The sequence below is a fragment of the Paramagnetospirillum marisnigri genome, assembly GCF_001650715.1.
Classification (GTDB): domain Bacteria; phylum Pseudomonadota; class Alphaproteobacteria; order Rhodospirillales; family Magnetospirillaceae; genus Phaeospirillum; species Phaeospirillum marisnigri.
Map to the genome: position 1 here is coordinate 1 of NZ_LWQT01000023.1, position 646 is coordinate 646.

General features: G+C 67.3%; 1 protein-coding gene. It reads left to right on the top strand.

From position 1 onward, the window contains the following. On the top strand, positions 1 to 474 hold a 474-nt coding region (gene mamG, locus A6A04_RS22615; protein ID WP_172822715.1), incomplete at its 5' end, for a magnetosome protein MamG. Positions 475 to 646 lie beyond the last annotated feature (172 nt).

Consider the following 646-nt stretch of genomic DNA (forward strand, 5'->3'; position numbering starts at 1 on the left):
GGTGGGGCCAAGGCCGGCGCCGCCAATGGCGCAACGGCCAAGACCGGGGCGGCTAAGGCTGCCGCGGCAGAGGTTGAGCGCGAGGCGGTGACCGCCAAGGCTGCGGGCATGAAGGCCGCCGGGGCCAAGACGGCTGCTGGTGGCGCCAATCAGGCGGCCATGGCCGCCAAGGGAACTGGCGCCGCCACCAAGGTCGCCGCGACCGGCGTCAAGGGCAAGGCCATGATTGCCGCCGGTGGAGCCGGTGCCGCGGCGGGTGCCGCCACGGGTGCTTCGGTCACTGCCAGCCCCATCGCCGCCGCAACCAGCAGCAGCGCCATGCTGTCCGCCAAGGGCGTCAGCTTGGGCCTCGGCCTGGGTCTGGGCGCCTGGGGGCCGGTGCTGCTGGGCGTGGTCGGAGTGGCGGGTGCCATCGCTCTCTACGGATATTACAAGAACCGCAATGCCGAGCCGGCTGCGGCCGAAGCCGTCTGAAGGAGGACGAAATGACCGCACAGGCTATCGGGTTGTCGCAAGAAACCGGAACCAGTTACAAGCCCCTGGTGATGGCTGCCCTCAGCTATCTCGGCATTCTTTGTTTTGTGCCTTTGATGCGCAACAAGGATGACGAATACGTTCAGTTCCATGCCAAGCAAGGGCTGGTGCT